Raw genomic sequence first — 24,147 nt, 5'->3', positions numbered from 1 at the left:
TGAATGTCAGGGAAAGGCTTTCTTCTAAGAGCCAGATTCTTCCTGATTGAAGGAATCAGAGGAGTCTGGCTTTATGTTTTCCACTTATTTAGGGGAACCTATTCCTAACGTTAATCGCTATACCATCATAGGAGGATTTTGGATTATGGAAAGACCTAATGAGATCGTCATCGTATTGGATTTTGGCGGCCAATACAATCAGTTGATTGCCAGAAGAGTAAGAGACCTTGGTGTCTATAGTGAGCTTCTACCGTTCAATACTACCATTGAGAAAATTCAAGCATTAAATCCAAAAGGAATCATTTTTTCCGGTGGTCCAGCAAGCGTGTATGCCGAAAATTCCCCCCTTGTAGATGAGAAGATTTATGATCTAGGTATTCCAATCCTAGGTATTTGTTACGGGATGCAGATGATGACTCATCACTTGAAAGGAAAAGTGGAGAGAGCGAGCAAGAGAGAGTACGGGAAAGCAGCGATTAGCATTGCTAACGAAAGTCGTTTCTTCGGTGAGCTAAATAAAGAACAAAACGTATGGATGAGTCATGGCGACTTAGTCGTTGAAACTCCGGAAGGCTTCCGCATTGATGCGAGCAGTGAGCACTGCCCGATTGCGGCGATGAGCCATCCTGAGAAGAACTTTTATGCCGTTCAATTCCATCCAGAAGTTCGTCATTCCGAGTATGGGAATGAAATGATTTCTAACTTCTTATTTAATATTTGCGAGTGCGAAGGAAATTGGTCGATGGAGAATTTCATTGAGCAGATGATCGCAGAAATTAAAGAGACGGTTGGAGATAAACAAGTTTTATGTGCTTTGAGCGGAGGGGTAGACTCTTCTGTTGTCGCAGTTCTGATACATAAAGCGATCGGAGATCAACTAACATGTATGTTTATTGATCATGGATTGCTGCGCAAAGGTGAAGCCGAAAGCGTAATGGAAACATTTAGCGAGAAGTTCCACATGAAAGTCATTAAGATTGATGCGGAGGAGAGATTTCTCTCTAAGTTAGCAGGGGTTTCTGATCCAGAGAAGAAACGTAAAATTATTGGCAACGAGTTTATCTATGTGTTCGAGGAAGAATCCAGCAAGCTAGAAGGTATGGATTTCTTAGCGCAAGGAACGCTTTATACGGATATCGTAGAGAGTGGTACAGCTACAGCTCAAACGATTAAGTCTCACCATAATGTCGGTGGACTTCCGGAGGATATGAAATTAAAGCTAATCGAGCCATTGAAGACTTTATTTAAGGACGAGGTTCGTAAAGTTGGTGAGGAACTTGGTCTTCCAGCTGAGGTTGTTTGGAGACAGCCATTCCCAGGTCCAGGACTTGGCATTCGTGTAATTGGAGAAATTACGGAGGAAAAACTTACGATTGTTCGGGAATCGGATGCAATTTTGCGTGAGGAAATTAAAAAGGCTGGCCTTGATCGTGAGATCTGGCAGTACTTCACAGCCTTGCCTGATATGAAGAGTGTAGGGGTTATGGGAGACAGCCGTACCTATTCCTATACTGTCGGAATCCGTGCGGTTACATCTATTGATGGAATGACAGCAGATTGGGCGCGTATACCTTATGATATTTTGGAGAAAATATCAGTGCGGATTGTCAACGAAGTGGAGAATGTGAATCGTGTAGTTTATGACATTACTTCTAAGCCGCCAGCAACGATTGAGTGGGAGTAAGGCTCTAAAACCGAATATTAATTAAAAATTTATAAAGAAACATTCGTGATTATCGTTGACTTTTTTTAAGGCTATTGCTAAACTAATTTTCGGGTTTAGTAATAGTCTTTATATTTATAATCATTAGGGAGGAACTGCTGGTTATGGAAAAGCAAAAATCGGCGAACGTTCGGGAGTCTGGAATAGCAGGGTATTTTGAATTTGCGAAACATGGAACGAGTTTTCGCACCGAATTTATTGCGGGTTTAACGACCTTTTTGGCCATGGCTTATATTTTGGCTGTTAACCCGTTTATGTTGAGTGGGGCAGATCTTCCGCCTGACCTTCGTCATTTGTTCCCAGATAAGGATGCAGTTTTTGTAGCAACCGCTCTAGCGGCTGTGATTGGAACGTTAATCATGGGAGTTTATGCGAAGTATCCAATTGCTCTTGCCCCAGGGATGGGACTGAATGCTTTCTTTACTTTTACGGTCGTTCTTACCATGGGTATTCCTTGGCAGCAAGCTTTAGCAGGGGTATTTATATCTGGGGTTATCTTCTTGATCTTGACCTTCACAGGTGTTCGGGAAACGATAATTAATGCTATACCAGCAGGATTGAAATATGCAGCATCAGCAGGGATTGGGTTATTCATCGCTTTCATAGGATTTAAGAATGCCGGTATTATTGTAGCAGATCCAGCTACCTTCGTAGCTTTAGGTAACCTTCATTACAAGGAAGGGATGGAGCCGGCGCAGATGGCGCAGGTTCAGAGCACCCTATTAGCTGTTTTTGGTCTAGTTGTTACCGTTGTTTTGATGACAAGAAAGCTAACCGGATCTATCTTTTATGGAATGGTTATTACTGCAGTTGGAGGAATGATCGTAGGTATTATTCAGCCCCCTGCAGGGGTTGTAGCCCCAATTCCTAGCATTGCTCCTACGTTTGGAGCTATGTTCGGTCCGCTTACCGATCTATCGACCATGCTGTCAGCGCAGATGATTATTGTCATCTTCACCTTCTTGTTTGTAGATTTCTTCGATACAGCAGGAACGTTAGTGGGGGTTGCGAGTCAAGCGGGTTTTATGAAGGGGAATGAACTGCCTAGAGCGGGTAAAGCCCTAACAGCGGATTCCGTAGCGACGGTTGCCGGTGCGGTATTAGGAACCTCCACAACGACTTCTTATGTGGAATCCTCCGCAGGAGTAGCGGCAGGGGGAAGAACGGGGTTTGCTTCCGTTGTAACAGCTGCATTCTTTGCAATTGCGTTGTTTTTCTCTCCTTTACTTGCCGTGATTACTCCAGCTGTAACAGCACCAGCCCTTATTGTGGTTGGGATCCTCATGGCGTCAAACTTAAGTCGTATTGAATGGGATAAGATTGAAGAAGCGGCTCCGGCCTTCTTGACCATTATCTTAATGCCACTTACCTTTAGTATCGCGACAGGGATTGGACTTGGATTTATTCTTTATCCACTAACGAAACTGATCAAAGGTGAAGGAAAACAGGTCCATCCGATTATGTACTTCTTGTTCTTCGTATTCTTAATCTATTTTGGTTGGGTGCATTAATTTCATAAAAAAGTAGGGCATCTTAAATAGAGATGCCCTTTTCTTTTGTGTAATACGGGTAAAACACGAACATTAATTAAAAAATAACAACATAAAGTACGTTTATAAGGTTGTTTTTCTTCGGGAATTGTGGTTTACTAAAGATGAATTATTCGTGCGTAGGAGGATTTAAAAACATGAATATCCTTGTGGGTGTCATCATGGGCAGTACCTCAGACTGGGAGACAATGAAGGAAGCTTGTAACATGTTAGATGAACTCGGAGTGGGGTATGAGAAGAAAGTTGTTTCTGCTCACCGAACACCCGATTATATGTTTGAATATGCCACAACCGCTAAAGACAGAGGGATCGAAGTCATTATTGCGGGAGCGGGTGGAGCCGCTCATCTGCCGGGAATGGTGGCAGCGAAGACTGAATTGCCTGTTATAGGGGTACCTGTTAAATCCTCGAATTTGAACGGATTGGATTCTCTTCTTTCTATTGTTCAGATGCCAGGAGGCGTCCCTGTCGCAACAGTAGCCATAGGGAAGGCCGGAGCAATTAATGCTGGTTTACTTGCAGCTCAGATTCTAGGGATTAAGTATCCAGAGATTCAAGAACGCTTTGTACAGCGAAGAGAGAACATTCGAGAAAGTGTGATGGAGGGAGGGCAACTCCTGTGAAAATGATCAAACCTGGCTCTACCATTGGTGTCCTAGGAGGAGGTCAACTAGGCCGAATGATGGCCCTGGCAGGACGAAATATGGGGTATCGCTTCGTAACGTTGGATCCTACTCCAGATTCTCCTTGCGGTCAAGTAGCCGATAGACAAATAATTGCTTCCTTCTCTGATCTATCAGCGGCAGAAGAGTTCGCGAAATCATGCGATGTAGTTACGTATGAATTCGAGAATGTAGACGCCGAAGTAGCGGCTCAGTTAGAGAAGACTTCCTTTGTTCCACAAGGAAGCGAGTTGCTGAAGATTACACAGAACCGTATTCGCGAGAAGTCAACCCTTCACGCTTACGGCATTCCGGTCGCTCCTTTTGAAGTGATTGGAAGCGAGCAAGAGCTAAGCGATGCGGTTTCAAAGCTAGGTCTTCCTTGCGTCATGAAAACTGCCACAGGCGGTTATGATGGGAAAGGACAGTGGGTCATCCGGTCAATGGAAGAAGTTCCTGGGGCTTTTAGGGACTTGAATCGAACAGGGGCAGAGCTCATTGTCGAGGCGTTCATCCCATTTGAAAAAGAAATTTCCGTTATCGCTGCGAGAAGTACGAACGGGGAGACGAAGGCTTTCCCTGTCGCAGAAAACATTCATATAGAAAATATCCTTCATCAGAGTATTGTACCGGCTCGCGTCACAGCCGAGCAGGCCGCTAGGGCGGAAGAGATTGCCTTAAAGATAGCTGAGGCACTCGGTGTCGTTGGTCTAGTGGCGGTTGAGATGTTTCTGACGAAGGATGGACAGATTGTAGTTAATGAGTTAGCACCAAGACCTCACAATTCGGGGCATTATACAATGGAAGCTTGTATGACCTCACAGTTCGAGCAACATATTCGCGCTGTATGTGGATTGCCGTTAGGGGACGTCACCATGCTCTCTCCAGTGGTCATGGTTAATATATTAGGGGAGCATGTCGAACCTATATTAGAATCGATGGAGAAGCTTCCTGTTACATCGAAGCTGCACTTATATGGAAAAGCAGAAAGCAAGATGAAACGAAAGATGGGGCACTTAAATGTGTTGGCAAGTACAACGGAAGAGGCCTTAGAACAAATTGAAGCATTAGGAATCTGGAATAAAGCGGAGGTAACCATATGATATCAAGATATAGCAGACCTGAGATGACGGCGATCTGGACGGAACAGAATAAATTTCAAGCATGGTTGGAAGTAGAGATTCTTGCTTGTGAAGCGTGGGCAGAACTAGGTCACATTCCTAAAGCAGATGTTGAGACTATGCGTGAGAATGCAGGGTTTGACATCAACCGTATCTACGAGATAGAAGAAGAAACCCGTCATGACGTCGTAGCCTTCACTCGCGCGGTATCTGAAACGCTAGGTGAAGAGAAGAAATGGGTGCACTATGGATTAACTTCTACCGACGTTGTTGACACCGCTCTTTCTTATCTGCTTCGTCAAGCAAATGAAATCTTGAGAAAAGATATTGTGAACTTCATTGAGATTCTTACAGAGAAGGCAAAAGAGCACAAGAACACGGTTATGATGGGACGTACTCATGGGGTTCATGCAGAGCCTACGACCTTCGGATTGAAGCTAGCTCTATGGCGTGAAGAAATGAAGCGTAACCTAGAGCGCTTCGACCAAGCGACAGAGCGTGTGGCTTTCGGAAAGATTTCTGGTGCCGTAGGGACTTATGCGAACATCGATCCTTTTGTAGAACAATACGTTTGCGAGAAGTTAGGGCTTCAAGCAGCACCAATTTCGACTCAAACCCTTCAGCGTGACCGACATGCAGAATACATGGGAACGCTCGCCTTGATCGCAACCTCCATTGAGAAGTTTGCAACGGAAGTGCGTGGTTTGCAGAAGAGTGAAACGAGAGAAGTAGAAGAAGCATTTGGAAAAGGACAAAAGGGATCTTCTGCGATGCCTCATAAGCGCAACCCAATCGGCAGTGAAAATATGTCGGGCTTGGCTAGGGTGATCCGCGGCTATATGGTTTCCTCTTACGAGAACGTTCCATTATGGCATGAGAGAGACATCTCCCACTCTTCTGTGGAACGCGTGATTTTACCGGATGCAACAATTCTTTTGAACTACATGTTGAATCGCTTCGGAAACATCGTGAAGAACTTAACGGTGTTCCCAGAAAATATGAAGCGTAATATGGACCGTACGTTCGGATTGATATACTCCCAGCGTGTCATGCTGAAGTTAATTGATAAAGGCTTAAGTCGTGAAGAAGCTTATGACACGGTTCAACCAAAAACGATGCAAGCTTGGGAAGAGCAACGTTCCTTCCGTCAGATCCTAGAAGAGGATAGCAAGGTGACTACGCTACTGAACCAAGAAGAAATGGACGATTGCTTTAATTACAATTGGCATCTTAAGCATGTCGACACCATCTTTGAGCGTTTAGGCCTTTCATAATTACATCCACCTAATGGAGGGGAAACCGGCAATGGAAAAGTTAGATTTGTTGTACGAAGGTAAAGCGAAGAAAGTTTATAAAACCGATGAACCTGGGCTTTACTGGATCGAGTACAAAGACGATGCAACAGCCTTTAATGGTGAGAAGAAAGCACAGATTACGGGCAAAGGGATCTTAAATAATGAGATCAGTTCGATTTTTCTCAGCATGTTAAAAGAAAAGGGAATCGAAAATCACTTCGTAAAGAAAGTATCTCCAACTGAACAAATTGTACGCCAAGTCGAGATTATTCCAATAGAAGTTGTCGTTCGCAATATCGCCGCCGGTTCCCTTGCTAAGCGATTAGGGATGGAAGAAGGCACTACTCTTCGACATCCAATCGTAGAGTTCTATTATAAGGACGATGCTCTCGGGGATCCCTTCATTAATGATGCCCACGTATCTGTGCTGAATCTAGCGACAGAAGAAGAATGTGCTTTGCTTAAGAAGGTTGGATTAGAGGTAAATGAAGTTCTCAATGCTTATATGGCTGAACGTGGAATTATTCTAGTCGATTTTAAATTAGAGTTCGGAAAGACGAATGACGGACAAGTCATTCTCGCTGATGAGATCTCACCGGATACTTGCCGTTTCTGGGATGCAGAAACGAAAGAAAAACTAGACAAAGATCGATTTCGTCGTGATTTAGGCAGTGTGGAAGAAGCTTATCAAGAAATCTTAAGACGCTTAGGAGGACAAGCTCATGTTTAAAGCTACTGTATACGTAACATTAAGAGAAAGTGTACTCGACCCTCAAGGGAACGCCGTTCAAGGTTCTCTTCACTCTTTAGGATTTGATGAGGTTGGGGACGTTCGAATCGGGAAGTATATGGAGTTGGAAGTGAAGTTAAACGACAGAGCCGCTGCAGAAGAGCGCGTGAAGGAAATGTGCGAGAAGCTGCTTGCGAACACGGTCATTGAGGATTACCGTTTCGAGCTGCAGGAGGTCTAAATCATGAATTTCGCGGTGATTGTATTTCCAGGTTCCAACTGTGACATCGATATGTATAAAGGGGTCGAGGATACGCTTGGCCAACCGGTCGATTATGTATGGTTTACGGAAACAGATCTTTCAAAGTATGATGCGATCCTCATTCCAGGAGGGTTCTCTTATGGGGATTACTTGCGTCCTGGTGCAATGGCGAGCTTCGCTCCTGCGATGGAAGAAGTGAAAAAAGCAGCTGCAGCAGGAAAATTAGTCCTTGGTGTCTGCAATGGTTTTCAAGTGTTAACAGAGGCTGGACTCCTTCCTGGAGCGCTTCGCCGTAATCAGAGCTTGAAGTTCCGTTGTGAAATGCTGGACTTGAAAGTAGAAAACAACAAAACGCCATTTACCCTGGATTATACCGAAGGAGAATGGATTAAGATTCCGATTGCTCATGGAGACGGAAACTACTATTGTGATGAGCAAACGTTAAAAGAGCTAGAAGAAAGCAACCGCATTATCTTCCGTTATGAAGGGCATAACCCGAATGGATCGATTGCAGAGATTGCTGGAATTATGAACGAGAACGGTAATGTTTTAGGTATGATGCCTCACCCTGAGCGTGCTGTGCATGAATGGCTAGGCTCTGAGGACGGTAAGCGCATGTTTACTTCAATTCTTAAGTACTGGAGGGAGAAGAACGGTGCAGCATAGAGAGCCTACCCCTGATCAGATTGCAGAACAACAAGTCTATCGTGAAATGGGTCTTACGGAAGAGGAATACAACAAGGTCGTAGAAATTTTAGGGCGTAAACCGAATTATACAGAGACGGGGATCTTCAGCGTAATGTGGTCTGAGCATTGCAGCTATAAAAATTCCAAGCCTGTTCTTCGGCGTTTCCCTACAAGTGGTCCACGAGTTCTTCAAGGTCCTGGAGAGGGAGCAGGAATCGTGGATATCGGGGATAATCAAGCGGTTGTATTTAAAATTGAGAGCCATAACCATCCATCAGCAATTGAACCTTATCAAGGGGCGGCTACGGGTGTGGGCGGAATTATCCGCGACGTTTTCTCAATGGGAGCACGTCCCATCGCCTTGCTCAATTCTTTGCGCTTCGGAGAGCTTGAAACCCCTCGTACCAAATACTTGTTTGAAAATGTAGTAGCAGGAATCGCTGGATACGGAAACTGTATCGGAATTCCGACCGTTGGCGGAGAAATCTATTTCGATCCTAGTTATGACGGAAACCCTTTAGTTAATGCGATGTGCGTTGGACTTATCAACCATGATCAAATTCAAAAAGGGGTAGCGAAAGGAATCGGCAACCCTGTTATCTATGTAGGAGCAGCTACGGGTAGAGACGGTATCCATGGAGCTACATTTGCTTCTGAAGAATTGAGTGAAGGTTCTGAAGCGAAGCGTCCGGCTGTTCAAGTAGGGGATCCATTCATGGAGAAGCTGCTGCTCGAAGCTACGCTAGAATTGATTGATTCAGGATTAGTAGTAGGGATTCAAGATATGGGTGCGGCAGGACTTACCAGCTCGAGCTCAGAGATGGCAAGTAAAGCAGGCAACGGAATTGAACTGAATCTTGACCTTGTTCCTCAGCGGGAAGTGGGCATGACGGCTTATGAAATGATGCTTTCCGAATCTCAAGAACGGATGCTCGTTGTAGCCAAACAAGGAACGGAAGAAGAAGTATATAAGATTTTTGAAAAGTGGGGTCTTCATGCTGTCGTGATCGGTCGCGTAACCGATGACAATCGTCTTCGTATCTTGCATCATGGAGAAGTATTTGCTGACATTCCTGTTGATAAATTAGCGGAGGATGCACCCGTTTATCATAAGCCATCTAAGGTGCCGGCTTACTATGAAGAGTTTGCCAACGTAGATGCTTCAGAGCTTGAAGAAACAACAGATTATAATGAAACTTTACTTCAATTATTATCCGCTCCAACCATTGCCAGCAAGGAATGGGTATATAGTCAGTATGATTATATGGTGCGTACCAATACAGCTGTTCATCCAGGTTCCGATGCTGCTGTTGTCGCGATCCGTGGAACTCGTAAAGCTTTAGCTATGACGACGGATTGTAATGGACGATATGTATTCCTTGATCCGTATCATGGTGGAGCCATTGCGGTGGCGGAAGCGGCGCGTAACGTCGTATGCTCTGGTGCGAAGCCTTTGGCCATTACCGATAACCTTAACTTTGGAAGCCCAGAGAAGCCAGAAATCTTCTGGCAGATCGAGAAGGCAGCCGATGGAATCAGTGAAGCTTGCCGTCAGTTAGATACTCCGGTCATCGGCGGAAACGTAAGCTTATACAATGAAACCAATGGCGTAGCCATTTATCCTACACCAACCATTGGGATGGTCGGTCTCATTGACGATATGGATCATATCACAACGCAATCCTTCAAGGCAGAAGGAGACATCATCTTACTTCTTGGGGAAACCAAAGCGGAAGTAGGCGGCTCGGAGTACCAGAAGCTACAATTACGCCGTATTGAGGGTCGTCCTCCTCAAATCGATCTTGAGGTGGAGAAGAAGCTTCAACAGCTTACATTAGAAGCCATTCGCAAGGGGCTAGTGAAGTCTGCTCATGACTTGGCTGAGGGTGGATTAGCTGTAGCTGTAGCGGAAAGTGCCATCTCCGGAAATATCGGAGCAGAAGTAGATCTATCGACAGATCTTCGTCCAGACCTTGCGTTGTTCAGTGAGACCCAATCTCGTATTCTTCTCACTGCAACAGCTGCAGATGCAGAGGAAATTCAAACTTTAGCCAACAGCTATGGTGTTCCTGTAGCGAAGTTAGGGAATGTATCCGGAGATCAATTAACGATTCGAGTCAATGGTCAAGCAATCATTCAACAACCACTATCCAAGGCAAAGACAGCCTGGAAGGATGCGATTCCATGTTTGATGACGTAATTTGGGATAAATTAAATGAAGAGTGTGGAGTGTTCGGGGTGTTCGGTCATCCCGATGCTCCCCAGCTCACTTATTATGGCATACATGCCCTTCAGCACCGTGGTCAGGAATCAGCAGGGATCTGTGCTTCTAATGGAGAGAAATTTTCCTATCACAGGGGAATGGGTCTGGTTACAGAGGCGTTTGGCAATAAAGAATTAGAAGAGATTAAAGGGCATATGGCCATTGGTCATGTTCGTTATACCACGGCTGGCGATAGCCGAATTGAAAATGCTCAACCTCTTATCTTTAAATATAGTCAAGGGAATCTTGCTTTGGCGCATAACGGGAACCTAGTTAACGCTAAGCAGGTCAAACATCAGTTGGAACGTCAAGGTTCCATCTTTCAAACAACAAGTGACACTGAAGTTATTGCCCACTTGATCGCCCGTTCTGGTTATGATCGAATTGAGGATGCCGTTCGTGAATCGCTTCGCATGATCAAGGGAGCTTATGCTCTTCTCATCATGACAGAAAACAAATTGATCGTAGCACTTGATCCGAATGGCTTGCGTCCTTTATCTTTGGGCAGAATCGGAGAAGGGTATGTGGTTTCCTCTGAAACCTGTGCTTTTGATGTGATAGGCGCTCAATACTGGCGTGAAGTAGAACCGGGTGAAATGCTCGTTATCGATGCGGAAGGTACACGTTCAGAGCGAATCTCTGGGAATACGCAACGTTCGATCTGTTCGTTTGAATATATTTATTTTGCTAGACCTGACAGCGATATTGACGGAATCAACGTTCATCAAGCGCGTAAGCAATTAGGAAGACAACTAGCGAAGGAAGCCTATATTGAAGCAGATGTGGTAACAGGGGTACCTGATTCTAGTATTTCTGCAGCAATCGGTTATGCAGAGGCCACTGGCATTCCTTATGAGCTTGGATTAATCAAAAATCGATATGTCGGTAGAACGTTTATTCAACCAAGCCAAGAGCTTCGTGCTCAAGGGGTAAGAATGAAGCTGAGTGCTGTACGTAAGGTCGTTGAAGGGAAAAGAGTTGTCATGATTGATGACTCGATTGTAAGAGGGACAACAAGCGGGCGAATCGTACGTATGCTCCGTGAAGCAGGGGCAACCGAGGTTCACGTTCGAATTAGTTCCCCTCCTGTTATGAATCCTTGCTTCTATGGGATTGATACTTCTACAAGAGAAGAGTTAATTGCTGCTAAGAAAACAATCGAACAAATGCGTGAATTTATAGGCGCAGATAGCCTGTCTTTCCTTTCTGTAGCGGGACTTATGGAAGGGGTAGGCCGAAACTCGGAAGAACTCAATAGCGGTCACTGCTTGGCTTGCTTTACAGGCCAGTACCCTACGGAAATCTACGAGGACGAGGAAGCGGATAGCCGCTGTGCAACTTTGAGTAAGTCAAGCTAAGGAGGACAAGTGGATATGAGCGATGCCTATCGTAATGCTGGTGTTGATATAGATGCAGGGAATGAAGCGGTTGAACGGATGAAAAAGCATGTAAAGAAGACCTTCCGTCCTGAAGTGTTAACAGGATTGGGTGGTTTTGGAGCTTTGTTTCAACCGGATATGAAGAAGTATGAAGAGCCTGTCCTGGTCTCTGGTACGGACGGCGTAGGGACCAAGCTAAAGATTGCCTTTGCAATGGATAAGCACGATACGATTGGAATTGATGCCGTAGCCATGTGCGTGAATGATGTAGTGGTTCAAGGCGCTGAGCCGTTGTTCTTCCTTGATTATCTTGCTTGCGGAAAAGTGTTGCCAGAAAAGATTGAAGCCATTGTTAAGGGGATTGCAGATGGCTGTCAGTTGTCTGGATGCGCCTTGATTGGTGGAGAAACAGCAGAAATGCCAGGGATGTATGCGGATGGAGAATATGATATCGCGGGATTTACGGTCGGTATGGTTGATCGTAAAAAGCTTGTCGATGGAAGCACGATCCAACCGGGTGATGTGGTGATTGGTCTTCCTTCTAGCGGCGTTCATAGCAATGGCTTTTCATTAGTCCGTAAAGTGCTATTAGAAGATGCGGGACTTACATTGCACACAGAAGTGGAATCCTTAGGTGGAAAACTCGGGGACACCCTTCTTACACCAACTCGGATTTATGTGTTGCCTCTCTTGGAACTCTTGAAAGAATATCAAGTGAAGGGAATGGTTCATGTCACGGGTGGCGGATTCTATGACAATATCCCACGCGTCCTTCCTGAAGGTGTGGAAGTCCAAGTTGAGCTCGGTACTTGGCCCGTTCTTCCTATCTTTGATCTCATTCAAGAAAAAGGAAACATCTCTGAATACGACATGTATCGTACGTTCAATATGGGGATTGGGATGATTCTCGTCGTTTCTGAGCAGGAAAGTGCAGCTGTGCTGGATAAATTAGCTTCTCTTGGAGAGACAGCCTATCGTATCGGATCTGTTGTTCAAGGGGGAACAGGGGTTCGTCTTGTTGGAGGAAACCAAGGATGAGAATTGCCGTCTTTGCATCTGGATCTGGCTCCAATTTTGCCGCCATTATGGAGGCAGCAAAAGCAGGGCGATTAAAAAATATAGAAGTTGCGCTATTGGTATGTGATCGTCCGGGTGCGCTTGTTATAAAGAGGGCTGAACAGGAATCCATTCCTGTTTTTTCTTTTAACCCCAAAGAGTTCACGGATAAGCAAGCGTACGAAGAAATGATTTTAGAAAAGCTAAAGGATTTCCAGGTTGACTTGATTGTACTTGCAGGCTATATGAGATTAATAGGAGTGACCCTTCTTTCTAGTTACTCGGGTCGAATGATTAATCTACATCCATCTCTTCTGCCAGCCTTCACTGGGAAGGATGCTGTGGGACAAGCGTTAGAGTATGGGGTAAAGGTAACGGGAATTACGGTTCACTTTGTTGATGCAGGAATGGATACAGGGCCGATCATTGCCCAGAAGACGGTGTGTGTAGAAAACGGAGAAACCAAAGACTCCTTGTCTTTGAAGATACAGAAGATGGAGCATGAGCTGTTGCCTGAAGTCATCGGATGGATAGCAGATGGAAGAGTTGAATTAAACGGAAGAAAGGTAGAGATCAGATGAAAAGAGCGTTAATCAGCGTATCAGATAAAACGGGTATCGTAGAATTTGCGAAGGGGCTTGAACAACTCGGCGTGGAGATTATCTCTACAGGAGGAACTTCCAAGCTGTTAAAGGAACAGGGAATAAAGGTAACGGGGATTTCTGAAGTGACAGGATTTCCTGAGATTCTTGATGGACGAGTAAAAACTCTTCACCCGAACATTCACAGCGGCCTACTTGCGATTCGCGATAAAGAAGAGCATCAGAAGCAATTAGAAGAGCTCAACATCCAGCCCATTGATTTAGTTGTCGTCAATCTCTATCCGTTTAAGGAAACAATTAGCAAAGCGGACGTGACCTATGAGGATGCGATTGAAAACATCGATATCGGCGGACCTACCATGCTTCGTTCAGCAGCGAAGAATCATGCGTTTGTAACCGTCGTTGTAGATGCGTTGGATTACGCTGGCGTACTTGAGGAAATGAAGGCTGGAGACGTTAGTCTTGCAACTCGTCGTCGTTTAGCGGCGAAAGTATTCCGTCATACAGCGGCTTATGATTCCTTAATTTCTAACTACTTGACCGAGCAGGTTGGAGTTGAATGGCCAGATCAGTATACTGTTACATTTGAAAAGGTTCAGGACCTTCGCTATGGAGAAAATCCTCACCAGAAGGCTGGTTTCTACAAGCTTCCGTTGGCAGGAGCAGGAACACTAAGTACAGCCGAACAATTGAACGGAAAAGAGCTGTCTTACAATAATATCAACGATGCGGATGCAGCCCTCCAATTAGTGAAGGAATTCTCCGAGCCAGCTGTTGTAGCGGTAAAACATACGAATCCTTGCGGAGTAGGGACAGGAAAAACGATTCTAGAAGCCTACGAGAAAGCGTATGAGTCCGATCCGGTTTCCATCTTCGGAGGAATTATTGCTGCGAATCGAGTGATTGATAAGGCTACAGCTCTCTTGATGAAGGAATTATTTCTTGAGATCATCATGGCTCCTGATTTTGATGAGGATGCGCTAGAAGTGTTGAAAGAGAAGAAGAACCTGAGATTGCTAAAACTAGGTGAAGTAAAGGCGGATCAAAAAGCCGTTCTTCGTTTATCCTCGGTACAAGGCGGCCTACTTGTTCAAGAAGAGGATATCAAGCAAGTAACAGAAGACGATCTTCAAGTTGTAACCGATAGAAGGCCGACAGCGGATGAAATGGAGCAATTGCTATTCGGATGGAAAGTCGTGAAGCATGTGAAATCAAATGCCATTGTATTAGCTAGAGACTCCTCTACCATTGGAGTAGGAGCAGGTCAGATGAATCGTGTAGGCTCTGCTCGTATCGCCATTGCTCAAGCCGGCGAAAAAGCTAAAGGTTCCGTACTAGCTTCTGACGCGTTCTTCCCGATGCCAGATACAATCGAGGAAGCGGCAAAAGCGGGAGTTACGGCGATTATTCAACCAGGCGGTTCGATCCGTGATAAGGACTCCATTGAAGAAGCGAACAAACATGGCATCGCCATGGTGTTAACAGGGGTTCGTCATTTCAAACACTAATAATGAGGAGGATCTCCCGTGAAGGTATTAATCATTGGAAGCGGCGGGCGCGAGCATGCCATCGTGTGGAAACTATCTCAAAGCTCTAAAGTTGAAAAAATTTATTGTGCTCCAGGAAACGCGGGTATTGCCGAACTGGCAGAATGCGTTCCGATTGGCGCCATGGAAATTGAAAAGCTTGCTGCCTTTGCAAAGGAAGCAAAAATCGATTTAACGTTCGTGGGTCCTGAAGATCCTCTGTTAGCTGGGATTGTGGACTATTTTGAAGAGCAAGGTTTATCTGTATTTGGTCCGAAGAAAGAGGCAGCTCTAATCGAAGGAAGCAAAACCTTTGCCAAAGATCTGATGAAAAAGTACGCCATTCCAACAGCGAAGTATGAATCCTTCGACAGTTATGAAGAAGCTCTTGCTTACGTGCGTCAGGAGGGTGCTCCGATTGTAGTGAAAGCGGACGGTCTTGCTGCAGGGAAAGGGGTAACAGTTGCCTTCAAACTTGAGGAGGCTGAGGTGGCGCTTCAGCATATTATGAAAGATGAAATCTTTGGATCTGCGGGAGCCAGAGTGGTTATTGAAGAATTCCTTCAAGGTGAAGAGATGACGTTGTTATCCTTTGTGGATGGAACCACCGTCAAGCCTATGGTCCCCTCTCAAGACCATAAGCCTGTCTATGACGATGACAAGGGACCTAACACAGGCGGTATGGGTACGTATTCTCCTGTCCCTCATATGCCGGAGAGTCTGGTGGAACAGATTGTCAAAGACATTGTGGTACCTACAGCAGAAGCGATGGTTAAGGAAGGCTGCTCGTTTAGAGGAATTCTTTATACCGGTTTAATCATTACGAAGGAAGGGCCGAAGGTCATTGAGTACAACGCACGCTTCGGAGACCCTGAGACCCAAGTGGTTCTGCCACGCTTGAAAACGGATCTTTTAGATGTCCTTATTGCCGGTGTGGCTGGTGAGCTTGATAATTTAGATGTTCAGTGGAAAGAAGAAGCAGCGGTTTGCGTCATCATGGCATCTGGTGGTTATCCAGGCTCTTATGAAAAGGGCAAGGAAATTACCGGATTGGATCAAGTCGGAGATCAAGCGATGGTGTTCCATGCGGGCACAGAACTGAAGGATGGGAAAGTGGTGACCAATGGAGGAAGAGTCCTTGGTGTGACCTCCATTGGCCAATCGGTAAAAGAAGCGCGTGATGCAGCTTATCAGGCGGTTCAACAAATTTCGTTCGATGGTGCACATTACCGTAAGGATATCGCGAAGAAGGCTCTCGTTAGACACGACCTTTAGCTTTTTTGTTAATTCGCACAAACAACCAAACAATCACAGCAATAGAACCAAGAACAGAGGCTATGACGAAGAAATTATCGCCTGCCATCTCAAGTACTTGGGCACTATTCATGGATATCCCCCCTTTCAAACTGTGTAGGTGCAGTGAGAGGGGGTTCTATTTTTCTTCTGGCGTAATAGTTTGTAGATGGGGGCATTTTTCTTTCCTTTTTTACATCCCTCGTGTTCAAGCCAAGCAAGGCAAGTCCAGGGCAGAAACGAGTGATACCCTCAGCGATCTTCTGTGAAGCCATCAAAGTAATAAAAAAAGGCATCGCGCTATACGGCTTGCGTACCATCCTCGAAATCCCCCAGCCAAAAGCAAAAAAACCTAGAGAAATCCTCAACAGGGCATCGATGGTGCCTACATTTTTTTTCATAAGACCTCCAAGGAATAAGGCTGCACGTTATGAGGTGGTGTGTTAGCAGGAGATATTCCTGTTATTCACCCACCGGCAGTCTTGTTTTATTAGTAGTGTTTGTTATCTGGAGAAAAGAATACTTACGCCTTGTGCCTGTGATACAATGTGGATAAAAAAGGTAAGGAGAGGATGTGTTATGCCTAAACCCATCCGCCCTCTAGATCAGGCTAAGATTCTAGGTCTCATAGAGGTGTCCCGTAGGAAACGACCAGCCACCACCTGGCTTCGTCATGGACAGATTATCAATGTATACACGGGTGAAGTAGAACGGGCTGATGTTATCTTGTATGAAGATCGTATTGCTTATGTAGGGGAAAAGGCACCCTTAACCGATTCCAATACAGTGGAGATTGATGCCTCATCGTATGTCCTAGCCCCTGGTTACATAGAACCCCATGCTCACCCTTTTCAGCTTTATAATGTACAAGCCTTTAGTGAATTTGCTTTAAGTCTTGGGACGACCACCTTAATCAGCGATAACTTAATTTTTTATCTAAACATGGGCCGAGAGGAGTACGACTACCTTTTCGATTACTGTTCTTCTTTGCCTATCAAGAATTTCTGGTGGACAAGACTTGACCCGCAAAGTACTCAACCTGAGATGTTAGCCAAATTCACGGAGGGAAATTTGCTTAAGTGGCTCGAGCATGATCGTGTCTTACAAGCAGGGGAATTGACGTCATGGCCGAATCTACTAGCAGGAGACGAGTCCATGCTGAATGGCATTGTAATGACGAGGAACCTAGGGAAGAGGATAGAAGGTCACAACCCGGGGGCATCTGTTGATACGCTGAATGCCATGGCTGCTTTAGGAGTAACAGCCTGCCATGAAGCCATTAATGCGCAAGAGGTGATGAGAAGACTTCGGTTAGGGATGTACGCAACGTTGCGTCACTCCTCGATACGACCAGATCTGCCTGAAATCTTTTCTGGATTAAAGGAGATAGGGTTCGACTTTAATTCGGCTGCGGCGTCACGCCTTATGGTGACAACGGATGGCTCTATGCCTCCCTTTCATCGTAGCGGATGTGTGGATTACTTAATCCAATTAGCCTTAGAGAGCGGTGTCCCGGCTCTAACAGCGTATCGGATGGCCACATTAAATCCGGCTGTCTATTATGGATTAGATCAAGAGATCGGTGGTATTGCACCAGGCCGCATAGCCGACATTGTATTTTTGGAGAATGTACACCAACCTAAACCTTTAAGCGTAATGGCCGATGGTAGAATGGTGGCTGAGAAAGGAAAACTGACGGAACAGTGGCCTCTGTGTGATTGGGATCGAATGAACTTCAATCCCATGAAAAAATCATGGAGATTACAACGGGAGAGCTTAGACTTAAATCTCGATACGACTGAGATTCCTGTGCTGGAAATGGTGAATGCGGCGATTATCAAGCGCTCTGATGTGATATTGCCTGAGACGGGCTTAAACACAAAGGACTTAGAAGGTTATTGTTACGTAAGCTTAATTGACCAATTTGGCAATTGGATTACGAATGGAATCATCAAAGGCTTTGCAGACCGATTGGATGCTTTAGCTACGACATACACGGCTTCACAGGATGTATTAGTCGTAGGGCAGTGTAAAGATAGCATGGTTGAAGCTGTGAATGACCTTCTCTCTCGTGGGGGAGGAATCGTTTTAAAGGAAGGGAATCAGGATCTTTTTCACTTGGATTTACCCTTAAGTGGGAAGATGAGCCTTTTGGATATGCATGATTTAATGGCAGAGACATCGAATTTAGTGGATATGTTAAAGGTCAGAGGACATCGTCATATTGACCCGTTGTATACTTTATTCTTTTTATCTGCAACACATTTACCAGATTTGCGACTCACGGCACAAGGGTTGTATTCCATTAAGGAGGGACGACCTCTTTACCCGGCCAGGAGATTATAAAATAGTGATAGATTATCTAACAGGAAGTAAGATTTTATCAAGCCACCCCCTTATACTCTAGAGTATGAAGGGGCTTTTTTGCTTAAAAGCGCTAAAACTAATTTGCAAAACAAGTTTATTTATAGAATATAGTTAGAGAACGACTTTTTGTAATATGCGATATATCAGTAATGAAAGCGATTTCCCTTAATTTTGTAAAAATGAAAACAGAGAAAAAATTATTTATAAAAAGTTGTTTTTTTCTCTTGCAAATTTTCAAATAACTTATAAAATAAACGTATGTACTAATTAATTAGATATTAGAGGGGGTACTACAAAAGATGAGAAAAAGGTCGTTTTTAGCTGCATCTCTTGTTCTTTCCATCGGTATGATTTTGAGCGGCTGCGGTGGATCTACACAAACGGGAGGAAGCGGTGGCGGTGACAAGCCAGCAGAACAGCCAGCAAGCAGCGGTGGCGGTGGATCCGCGGTCATCAAGATTGCAACCCAAAGTCCACTTTCTGGTGAGAATGCGGAGATGGGTGAAGACATCAAGTTGGGAGCAGAGCTTGCACTTAAGGACAATGCAGAGAAGTTCAAGGCCATGGGATTTGATCTTCAATTGCTTCCTAAGGATGACAAGGCTGACCCAGCTACAGGTACAACCAATGCGAAGGCCCTTGTAACAGATCAAGATGTATTAGCTTTAGTAGGTCACTTGAACTCAGGGGTTATGGCAGCAGCTGGAACGACTTACGAGGGAGCAGGATTACCGGTCGTATCTCCTTCGAACACGAACCCTCAATTGAGCCAGAATGGTTGGAAGACCTTCCACCGTATTTGTGCTCGTGATGACAACCAAGGACCAGCAGCTTCTCAATTTATTAAGGATTCGGGACTTGAGTCTTTATACATCATCGATGACGCCACTGACTATGGTAAGGGTCTAGCGATCGAGATGAAGAAGAAAGCAGAAGAACTTGGACTTAAAGTTATTGCTCACGAATCCGTAAGTGCACAAGAGATGGAATTCAATACACTAGTAACCAAGATCAAGGCTTCTAACTCCCAAGCTGTTTTCTTCGGGGGAATGTATGCACAAGGTGGTCAGTTCTTAAAGCAGTTGAAGGATAAGCAATATGATGGCATGTTCCTTGGTGGAGACGGTCTTGATAATGGTGGATTCGTAACCGCTGCTGGTGTCGAAGCTGTGAAGTTAGCCCGCATCACTTCTGTAGCAGGAGACATTACAGCATCTGCTGACGGTCCAGCTTGGGTTGATCGCTTCAAGACCTCCTTTAATAGAGATCCAGGTGCTTTCGCTGGTTATGGTTATGATGCCGCTTTAGTAGTGTTGAACGGACTAGAGCAAGCGATTAAGGATAATGGCGGCAAGAAGCCTACTCGTGAACAGTTGAATGCTGCGATTTCTGCAACAAAGGATTTCAAAGGTATCCTTTCCACAACTACTTTTGATGAGAAGGGTGACAACGTAAACGCATCTGTATTCATTAAGAGCTTTGAGAAGGGTGCATATCCTGCAGATCAAATCGCAGAAATCAAGTAATTGCTGAAAGAGGCTAAGAACTTGGGCTAATCGGTAAGCCTTGTAAGCCGAGAGTCCAGTGGCACTTATGCGTAGGGGGGAGGGATTGTTCCCAACCCTAAACGCCAACTGGGGCGACGCCAAGTCGCTCCTTTCTTTTTCCTAAAAAGACTAATAACCATTGAAATACAAGCAGAAAAGAGGTAACCGTATGGGTCTAGATTTTTATATTGCGATATTGCCACAGGTTCTCATCGACGGACTCACGTTAGGGTTTTTATATGCGGTTGTCGCTCTAGGGTATACCATGGTATACGGGATATTGGAGCTAATCAACTTTGCGCATGGTGAAATTTTCATGGTGGGAGCGTTCGTTGGAACGGAAGTTCTGTTATTATTACAAGCTACAGGTATGTTAGAAGGAATGAATCCTTTTCTCTCCTTATTCGGCGCACTACTCATTGCAACCTTATTTACCGGATCACTAGGAGTTGGAGTTGAGAGGATTGCCTATCGTCCACTCCGTAAATCGCCTCGCCTAGTCGTGCTTATTTCAGCTATTGGTGTATCCTTCTTACTTCAGGATCTTGTTCGTTTAGTTGAGGGACTGCATCGCGGAGCCTTCTTCTTAAACAGCCCGCAATTATTTACTGAATCTATCAATTTAACTGATGCTGCTATCCTACCACATAAATCTATTATTATCATGGCTTCTGCCATTATTATGATGATTGGTTTGCAGATGTTTGTTTCCAAGACGAAATGGGGAAAGGCCATGAGAGCCGTAGCCCAAGACCAATCGACTTCTTCCCTCATGCAAATTAATGTAAACAAAGTTATCGCTATTACCTTCTTTATCGGATCAGGACTTGGCGGAGCTACAGGAGTACTTTACGCTCAATACTATTCTACGATCAATCCATTTATAGGTTTCCTTCTTGGTCTTAAGGCATTTACAGCCGCAGTATTAGGAGGAATCGGCAATATTCAGGGAGCTATGTTTGGTGGAGTCATGCTAGGTTTATTTGAATCTTTTGGATCGGCGTATCTAGAACCTTTAACACACGGAGCAATGGGTGCTGAATACAAAGACGTACTAGCTTTCTCGCTCTTAATCCTTGTATTGCTATTTAAGCCAGAAGGATTGTTCGGAGAAGCAGTGAAAGAGAAAGTGTAGGTGAAGCGAACCATGGAAAAAGTGAAAGCACTACTATCCAACCAATCAGCCCAATATGGCTTTATAAGCATCTATTTACTTGTGGCATCGCTCTGGCTACATTTTGCAGCCAAATCGATTATAGCCTTCCTGATGCTCTTGTTTTCTTTCTTAGTCCTTTATTATTCCAACAAGATACCTACTAAAACTCGTATTATAGTAGGGGTGCTTATCTTTACTATCCTATTGCCTTTTGCCTCTGGCGGTAACCAATACTATATGGAGGTTGCGTCTAACGTAGGGATTTACATTGCGATGGCGCTAGGTCTGAATATCGTAGTAGGTTTTGCTGGTCTACTAGATTTAGGCTATGTTGCCTTCTTTGCAGCGGGTGCCTACTCTTACGCCATCTTTGCTACTGCACAAGCTAATAACTTTATGCCAGCCTTTATGCAGTTTCCTCTTGGGGGAGAATGGTTCTGGCCGTTTCTATTAATCGGTTTATTGGTTGCTGCGATTTTTGGAATCTTACTTGGTCTTCCTGTACTAAAAGTTAAAGGGGACTATCTAGCGATTGTTACACTAGGCTTCGGTGAGATTATCCGTATTGTATTTAATAACTTAGATAAGCCTATCAATATTACGAATGGACCTCGGGGAATCCCTGCGGTAGCTCAACCTGAGTTATTCGGCTTTCAGTTTAATACATCGACGCATTATTACTATCTTGTTTTAATTGTAATTGCCGTTATTATTATCGCGAATAAGCGTTTAGAGAATTCTCGATTAGGTCGGGCTTGGATTGCTATTCGTGAAGATGAGCTAGCCGCTCAAGCAATGGGAATTCCGCTCGTTCGGACGAAGCTGCTTGCTTTTGCTACGGGTGCTTCCTTTGCCGGGATCGTAGGCGTTATCTTTGCAGCAAAACAAACCTTTATCGACCCAACAAGCTTTATCCTCATGCAATCCATTAGTATTCTAGTTATGGTTATTCTTGGAGGGAATGGTAGTGTTCCAGGCGTTATTGTCGGTGGAGCGATTATCACGGTACTGAATGTATCCGTCCTTCAAGAGATTTCCGAGTGGCTGCAGCAATTAAGCATGTCGGGTGTGATTAACATCCCGAATGAGTTGGACCCTTCTAAGTTCCAACGTTTAATCTTTGGTCTTATTCTCATAAGTATTGCGATATTTAGACCCATGGGAATTATCCCAGCGAAGCGTCCGGAGATTGATTTGGACAAGGTAAAAGAGTTGGATCAGACTCTGCCGCAAACTGGAATTCTAGCACAGGTTGAGGCCCAGCAAGGGAGGAAGAGCTCATGAGTAATGTATTAGAAATCAAAGGGATCACGAAGCGTTTTGGCGGTTTGACCGCTGTAAACGACGTGAGTGTTAATATTGAAAAAGGGACGATTACGGCTGTTATCGGACCGAATGGAGCAGGGAAGACGACATTTTTTAACATGGTCACAGGTTTTTATATTCCAGATGAGGGAGATATTCTATTAGACGGTCAGAGTATCAAGGGACTTCGCCCAGATATTATTGCCTCGAAGGGGATCTCCCGTACCTTCCAAAACATCCGACTTTTTAAAGAAATGACAGCTCTTGAGAACGTGATGGTAGGAATGGATACACAGTTAAAATCAGGCCTTATGGGAATACTGGGGAACTTCGGAAAGGTAAAGCATGAGGAAGAGCGTGTAAGGGTAGAAGCCTATCGTATTCTGAAATATGTAGGGATTGAGCATATCGCCAACGATCAATCTCAGAGCCTTCCTTACGGTCTTCAGCGCCGATTGGAGATTGCTCGTGCCTTAGCAGCCCAGCCAAAGATCATTCTACTTGATGAACCGGCAGCAGGGATGAATCCACGCGAAACGGTAGAACTCACAGAGTTTATCTTCCGTCTTCGAGATGAATTGAACTTAACGATCGTGTTAATTGAGCATGATATGAAATTAGTCATGAAACTAAGTGAGAATATTCATGTCCTAGACTATGGTCAGAAGATTGCTGAAGGAAACCCAGAAGAGATCCGTAATAATAAGCGAGTCATTGAGGCGTACTTAGGTAAGAGCGACGAAGAGGAAGCATCTTAGGTCATAAGCTGAATAGAGGTGAGAAGATGGCACTATTAAAAATAGATCAAGTACACACCTATTATGGGGGGATTCATGCCCTGAAGGGGATTAGTGTAGAAGTAAATCAAGGTGAAGTCGTGACGCTGATTGGTTCCAACGGTGCAGGGAAATCCACCACACTGAAAGCCATCTGCGGTCAAGTCCATACGAAACAGGGCTCTATCATCTATGATGGGAAGAATATTACCAACATCCCCCCGCATATTACAGCATCCTACGGAATTGCTCACGTGCCGGAAGGAAGAAGAATCTTTCCTAAGATGACTGTGAAAGAAAACCTGGAAATGGGAGCTTTCGGTATAAAGGATAAGAAGTTAATAGAAGAAGGATTTGAACGAGCCTTTCATTATTTCCCTAGGTTAAAGGAAAGAATTAATCAAAAGGGCGGGACGATGAGCGGAGGAGAACAACAAATGCTTGCTATTGCCCGCGGATTGATGTCTAGACCAAAAATCCTTATGCTTGATGAACCTTCGATGGGTTTGGCTCCCATCCTTGTTGAACAGATTTTTAGCATCGTTAAGGAACTCAACCAAGAAGGCATGACTATATTATTGGTTGAGCAGAATGCGAACCAAGCTCTGCAAGTGGCTCATCGCGGCTATGTTATTCAGACTGGAGAGATTATCCTACAGGATGAAGCAAGCAAGTTGCTGACGAATACGCAAGTTAAAGAAGCATATTTGTCATAAAGAGAGAAGGGCGTGAATCCTTTAGAGGATTTACGTCCTTTATTTTTTGCGGACATCAGGTGCGTTAATTGAATTAAAATCGTTGTGTTTGGAACTCAAACGGACATGAGATCCCTTGATATGAACGAAAC

22 protein-coding genes are annotated in these 24,147 nt (G+C 44.6%); 20 read left to right on the top strand and 2 right to left on the bottom strand.

What is annotated here, in order from left to right; genetic code table 11:
* Positions 1–145 precede the first annotated feature (145 nt).
* The 14 genes from guaA (at position 146) to purD (ending at position 16,131) form a co-directional block, all read left to right on the top strand.
* Positions 146–1,684: a glutamine-hydrolyzing GMP synthase gene (gene guaA / locus EIZ39_RS17460; protein WP_129201380.1), complete on the top strand. Its 1,539-nt coding sequence runs from the start codon at positions 146–148 to the stop codon at positions 1,682–1,684.
* A gap of 182 nt (positions 1,685–1,866) precedes the next feature.
* The gene (locus tag EIZ39_RS17455; protein WP_129201578.1) at positions 1,867–3,234 is read left to right on the top strand and encodes an NCS2 family permease; all 1,368 of its coding nucleotides are present in this window, start codon (positions 1,867–1,869) and stop codon (positions 3,232–3,234) included.
* 176 nt (positions 3,235–3,410) lie between these two features.
* The gene (purE, locus tag EIZ39_RS17450) at positions 3,411–3,896 is read left to right on the top strand and encodes a 5-(carboxyamino)imidazole ribonucleotide mutase (protein ID WP_129201379.1); all 486 of its coding nucleotides are present in this window, start codon (positions 3,411–3,413) and stop codon (positions 3,894–3,896) included.
* 2 nt (positions 3,897–3,898) lie between these two features.
* Positions 3,899–5,038 carry a 5-(carboxyamino)imidazole ribonucleotide synthase gene (purK, locus tag EIZ39_RS17445; RefSeq protein ID WP_129201577.1) on the top strand — a complete coding sequence of 380 codons (1,140 nt, stop codon included), beginning with the start codon at positions 3,899–3,901 and terminating at the stop codon, positions 5,036–5,038.
* Entirely contained in the window at positions 5,035–6,330 is a 1,296-nt protein-coding gene (gene purB / locus EIZ39_RS17440) for an adenylosuccinate lyase (protein WP_129201378.1), read from the top strand. The genes purK and purB overlap by 4 nt, the downstream gene beginning before the upstream one ends.
* Positions 6,331–6,361: 31 nt before the next feature.
* A complete protein-coding gene (purC, locus tag EIZ39_RS17435) occupies positions 6,362–7,081 on the top strand; it encodes a phosphoribosylaminoimidazolesuccinocarboxamide synthase (RefSeq protein ID WP_129201377.1) in 720 nt (239 codons plus the stop codon).
* Positions 7,074–7,322 (top strand): phosphoribosylformylglycinamidine synthase subunit PurS, encoded by a 249-nt coding sequence (purS, locus tag EIZ39_RS17430; RefSeq protein ID WP_129201376.1) that lies wholly within the window; start codon positions 7,074–7,076, stop codon positions 7,320–7,322. The genes purC and purS overlap by 8 nt, the downstream gene beginning before the upstream one ends.
* A 3-nt stretch (positions 7,323–7,325) precedes the next feature.
* Positions 7,326–8,009 (top strand): phosphoribosylformylglycinamidine synthase subunit PurQ, encoded by a 684-nt coding sequence (gene purQ, locus EIZ39_RS17425; RefSeq protein WP_129201375.1) that lies wholly within the window; start codon positions 7,326–7,328, stop codon positions 8,007–8,009.
* 46 nt (positions 8,010–8,055) lie between these two features.
* Positions 8,056–10,230 (top strand): phosphoribosylformylglycinamidine synthase subunit PurL, encoded by a 2,175-nt coding sequence (gene purL / locus EIZ39_RS17420; protein WP_129201576.1) that lies wholly within the window; start codon positions 8,056–8,058, stop codon positions 10,228–10,230.
* On the top strand, positions 10,215–11,651 hold the full coding sequence (gene purF / locus EIZ39_RS17415; RefSeq protein ID WP_129201374.1) for an amidophosphoribosyltransferase: 1,437 nt from the start codon (positions 10,215–10,217) through the stop codon (positions 11,649–11,651). The genes purL and purF overlap by 16 nt, the downstream gene beginning before the upstream one ends.
* A gap of 15 nt (positions 11,652–11,666) precedes the next feature.
* Positions 11,667–12,710 carry a phosphoribosylformylglycinamidine cyclo-ligase gene (gene purM, locus EIZ39_RS17410; protein WP_129201373.1) on the top strand — a complete coding sequence of 348 codons (1,044 nt, stop codon included), beginning with the start codon at positions 11,667–11,669 and terminating at the stop codon, positions 12,708–12,710.
* Positions 12,707–13,309, top strand: a complete 603-nt coding sequence (gene purN / locus EIZ39_RS17405) for a phosphoribosylglycinamide formyltransferase (RefSeq protein WP_129201372.1) — start codon at positions 12,707–12,709, stop codon at positions 13,307–13,309. Before purM ends, purN begins: the two co-directional genes overlap by 4 nt.
* Positions 13,306–14,838, top strand: a complete 1,533-nt coding sequence (gene purH / locus EIZ39_RS17400) for a bifunctional phosphoribosylaminoimidazolecarboxamide formyltransferase/IMP cyclohydrolase (RefSeq protein ID WP_129201371.1) — start codon at positions 13,306–13,308, stop codon at positions 14,836–14,838. The genes purN and purH overlap by 4 nt, the downstream gene beginning before the upstream one ends.
* A gap of 18 nt (positions 14,839–14,856) precedes the next feature.
* Positions 14,857–16,131, top strand: a complete 1,275-nt coding sequence (purD, locus tag EIZ39_RS17395) for a phosphoribosylamine--glycine ligase (RefSeq protein ID WP_129201370.1) — start codon at positions 14,857–14,859, stop codon at positions 16,129–16,131.
* Here purD and EIZ39_RS27570 read toward each other — a convergent pair.
* Both EIZ39_RS27570 and EIZ39_RS17390 read right to left on the bottom strand, forming a co-directional pair.
* Positions 16,115–16,243: an EYxxD motif small membrane protein gene (locus tag EIZ39_RS27570; protein WP_255433988.1), complete on the bottom strand. Its 129-nt coding sequence runs from the start codon at positions 16,241–16,243 to the stop codon at positions 16,115–16,117. The genes purD and EIZ39_RS27570 overlap by 17 nt on opposite strands.
* Positions 16,236–16,550, bottom strand: a complete 315-nt coding sequence (locus EIZ39_RS17390) for a YgaP family membrane protein (protein WP_129201369.1) — start codon at positions 16,548–16,550, stop codon at positions 16,236–16,238. The genes EIZ39_RS27570 and EIZ39_RS17390 overlap by 8 nt, the downstream gene beginning before the upstream one ends.
* Before the next feature lie 178 nt (positions 16,551–16,728).
* On the opposite strand from EIZ39_RS17390, the gene EIZ39_RS17385 reads away from it, so the two are divergent.
* The 6 genes from EIZ39_RS17385 (at position 16,729) to EIZ39_RS17360 (ending at position 24,016) form a co-directional block, all read left to right on the top strand.
* Positions 16,729–18,495, top strand: a complete 1,767-nt coding sequence (locus EIZ39_RS17385) for an adenine deaminase C-terminal domain-containing protein (protein WP_164985151.1) — start codon at positions 16,729–16,731, stop codon at positions 18,493–18,495.
* Positions 18,496–18,815: 320 nt separating this feature from the next.
* Positions 18,816–20,042, top strand: coding sequence for a branched-chain amino acid ABC transporter substrate-binding protein (locus tag EIZ39_RS17380; protein WP_129201367.1), 1,227 nt, complete (start codon positions 18,816–18,818; stop codon positions 20,040–20,042).
* A 190-nt stretch (positions 20,043–20,232) separates the two neighbouring features.
* Positions 20,233–21,198 (top strand): branched-chain amino acid ABC transporter permease, encoded by a 966-nt coding sequence (locus EIZ39_RS17375; protein WP_129201366.1) that lies wholly within the window; start codon positions 20,233–20,235, stop codon positions 21,196–21,198.
* A 12-nt stretch (positions 21,199–21,210) separates the two neighbouring features.
* A complete protein-coding gene (locus EIZ39_RS17370) occupies positions 21,211–22,503 on the top strand; it encodes a branched-chain amino acid ABC transporter permease (RefSeq protein ID WP_129201365.1) in 1,293 nt (430 codons plus the stop codon).
* A complete protein-coding gene (locus EIZ39_RS17365; RefSeq protein WP_129201364.1) occupies positions 22,500–23,282 on the top strand; it encodes an ABC transporter ATP-binding protein in 783 nt (260 codons plus the stop codon). The genes EIZ39_RS17370 and EIZ39_RS17365 overlap by 4 nt, the downstream gene beginning before the upstream one ends.
* Positions 23,283–23,308: 26 nt before the next feature.
* Positions 23,309–24,016 (top strand): ABC transporter ATP-binding protein, encoded by a 708-nt coding sequence (locus EIZ39_RS17360; protein ID WP_129201363.1) that lies wholly within the window; start codon positions 23,309–23,311, stop codon positions 24,014–24,016.
* Positions 24,017–24,147 lie beyond the last annotated feature (131 nt).

Source organism: Ammoniphilus sp. CFH 90114 (assembly GCF_004123195.1).
Lineage (GTDB): Bacteria > Bacillota > Bacilli > Aneurinibacillales > RAOX-1 > YIM-78166.
Note: the sequence above shows the minus strand (reverse complement) of the source record. Positions and strands in the feature narration are given on the sequence as shown.

Excerpts from the sequence above, each read along its gene's own strand:
- purF (WP_129201374.1), top strand. The coding sequence starts at position 10,215 with ATGTTTGATGACGTAATTTGGGATAAATTAAATGAAGAGTGTGGAGTG.
- purN (WP_129201372.1), top strand. The coding sequence starts at position 12,707 with ATGAGAATTGCCGTCTTTGCATCTGGATCTGGCTCCAATTTTGCCGCC.
- purQ (WP_129201375.1), top strand. The coding sequence starts at position 7,326 with ATGAATTTCGCGGTGATTGTATTTCCAGGTTCCAACTGTGACATCGAT.
- purE (WP_129201379.1), top strand. The coding sequence starts at position 3,411 with ATGAATATCCTTGTGGGTGTCATCATGGGCAGTACCTCAGACTGGGAG.
- EIZ39_RS17365 (WP_129201364.1), top strand. The coding sequence starts at position 22,500 with ATGAGTAATGTATTAGAAATCAAAGGGATCACGAAGCGTTTTGGCGGT.
- purH (WP_129201371.1), top strand. The coding sequence starts at position 13,306 with ATGAAAAGAGCGTTAATCAGCGTATCAGATAAAACGGGTATCGTAGAA.
- purC (WP_129201377.1), top strand. The coding sequence starts at position 6,362 with ATGGAAAAGTTAGATTTGTTGTACGAAGGTAAAGCGAAGAAAGTTTAT.
- purB (WP_129201378.1), top strand. The coding sequence starts at position 5,035 with ATGATATCAAGATATAGCAGACCTGAGATGACGGCGATCTGGACGGAA.
- purS (WP_129201376.1), top strand. The coding sequence starts at position 7,074 with ATGTTTAAAGCTACTGTATACGTAACATTAAGAGAAAGTGTACTCGAC.
- EIZ39_RS17385 (WP_164985151.1), top strand. The coding sequence starts at position 16,729 with ATGCCTAAACCCATCCGCCCTCTAGATCAGGCTAAGATTCTAGGTCTC.
- EIZ39_RS17370 (WP_129201365.1), top strand. The coding sequence starts at position 21,211 with ATGGAAAAAGTGAAAGCACTACTATCCAACCAATCAGCCCAATATGGC.
- EIZ39_RS27570 (WP_255433988.1), bottom strand. The coding sequence starts at position 16,243 with ATGAATAGTGCCCAAGTACTTGAGATGGCAGGCGATAATTTCTTCGTC.
- purK (WP_129201577.1), top strand. The coding sequence starts at position 3,899 with ATGATCAAACCTGGCTCTACCATTGGTGTCCTAGGAGGAGGTCAACTA.
- purM (WP_129201373.1), top strand. The coding sequence starts at position 11,667 with ATGAGCGATGCCTATCGTAATGCTGGTGTTGATATAGATGCAGGGAAT.
- guaA (WP_129201380.1), top strand. The coding sequence starts at position 146 with ATGGAAAGACCTAATGAGATCGTCATCGTATTGGATTTTGGCGGCCAA.
- EIZ39_RS17380 (WP_129201367.1), top strand. The coding sequence starts at position 18,816 with ATGAGAAAAAGGTCGTTTTTAGCTGCATCTCTTGTTCTTTCCATCGGT.
- purL (WP_129201576.1), top strand. The coding sequence starts at position 8,056 with ATGGGTCTTACGGAAGAGGAATACAACAAGGTCGTAGAAATTTTAGGG.
- EIZ39_RS17360 (WP_129201363.1), top strand. The coding sequence starts at position 23,309 with ATGGCACTATTAAAAATAGATCAAGTACACACCTATTATGGGGGGATT.
- EIZ39_RS17390 (WP_129201369.1), bottom strand. The coding sequence starts at position 16,550 with ATGAAAAAAAATGTAGGCACCATCGATGCCCTGTTGAGGATTTCTCTA.
- EIZ39_RS17375 (WP_129201366.1), top strand. The coding sequence starts at position 20,233 with ATGGGTCTAGATTTTTATATTGCGATATTGCCACAGGTTCTCATCGAC.